The sequence below is a fragment of the Streptomyces sp. NPDC001851 genome, from assembly GCF_040297165.1.
GTDB lineage: Bacteria > Actinomycetota > Actinomycetes > Streptomycetales > Streptomycetaceae > Streptomyces.
In genome coordinates this window covers 1-1493 of sequence record NZ_JBEOYR010000075.1, presented here as the reverse complement: position 1 = coordinate 1493, position 1493 = coordinate 1, and the positions used below count along the sequence as shown (strand labels likewise).

Below are 1493 nucleotides of genomic sequence, written 5' to 3'. Positions count from 1 at the left end.
CCCCCGTTATGTTTTCCGCGGTCCTGTAAGAGGACCGCTGGCCTCCGGGCCCGGCATGACTGTTCCCCCCTGTCGAACGGATGACCCGGGGGGTGGTGTCACCGGGCCTGGGAGGCGCCGTTGGAGACGCTGATGAGAGGTCCGACTACCGCCTGGCCTGGCGCAATGCCTGACCGTTTGCGGGCGGCAGGTCTGCATAACGTGGATGCGCGCATACGACGCCAACGCCCTGGCCAGCACCGCATGAGCCCCGTTCAGGAGGATCGGTTGGACGACATCGACGACGTGGGCGTCTTCCTCGGCCTGGACGTCGGCAAGAGCGCCCATCACGGGCACGGGCTGACCCCGGCCGGGAAGAAGGTCTTCGACAAGCAGCTGCCCAACAGCGAGCCAAAGCTGCGGGCCGTCTTCGACAAGCTGGCCGCGAAGTTCGGCACTGTGCTGGTGATCGTGGATCAGCCCGCCTCGATCGGAGCCCTGCCCCTGACGGTCGCCCGGGCCGCCGGCTGCAAGGTCGCCTACCTGCCCGGCTTGTCCATGCGGCGGATCGCCGATCTCTACCCGGGCGAGGCGAAGACCGACGCGAAGGACGCCGCGGTGATCGCGGACGCCGCACGGACCATGCCGCACACCCTGCGCTCGTTGGAATTGACCGACGAGATCACCGCCGAGCTGACCGTGCTGGTGGGCTTCGACCAGGATCTCGCGGCCGAGGCGACTCGCACCTCGAACCGGATACGCGGCCTGCTCACCCAGTTCCACCCCAGCCTGGAGCGCGTCCTGGGCCCGCGCCTGGACCACCCCGCCGTGACCTGGCTGCTGGAACGCTACGGATCCCCAGCCGCCCTGCGGAAAGCCGGACGCCGCAAGCTGGTTGAGATGATCCGGCCCAAGGCTCCGCGCATGGCCCAGCGGCTGATCGACGAGGTGTTCGATGCACTCGACGAGCAGACCGTCGTGGTCCCGGGCACCGGCACCCTCGACCTGGTGATCCCGTCCCTGGCCCGTTCGCTCGCGGCCGTCCACGAACAGCGACGAGCCCTGGAAGCGCAGATCGGACAGCTGCTGGAGGCTCACCCTCTTTCCGCGGTCCTGACCTCGATTCCGGGGGTCGCGGTCAGGACCGCCGCCACCTTGCTGATCACCGTCGGCGACGGCACCAGCTTCCCCACCGCTGCCCACCTGGCCTCCTACGCCGGCCTCGCCCCGACGACCAAGTCATCGGGGACCTCGATCCACGGCGAACACGCGCCACGAGGCGGCAACCGGCAACTGAAACGCGCGATGTTCCTGTCAGCGTTCGCCGCGCTGCACGATCCCGCCTCCCGCATCTACTACGACAAATGCCGGGCCCGCGGGAAGACCCACACCCAGGCACTTCTCCGCCTGGCCCGCCAACGGATCAACGTGCTGTTCGCGATCCTCCGCGACGGCACTTTCTACGAACCCAGAACCCCACGCCTCGCTTGACGAAAGACATAGAGGCACCCCCC

At 68.4% G+C, this 1493-nt stretch carries 1 protein-coding gene; it reads left to right on the top strand.

Annotation, left to right across the window (positions count from 1 at the left end; all coding sequences use genetic code 11):
* The first annotated feature begins 267 nt into the window (after nt 1-267).
* Nucleotides 268-1470, top strand: coding sequence for an IS110 family RNA-guided transposase (locus ABT171_RS41550; protein WP_351252136.1), 1203 nt, complete (start codon nt 268-270; stop codon nt 1468-1470).
* The last annotated feature ends 23 nt before the right edge of the window (nt 1471-1493 follow it).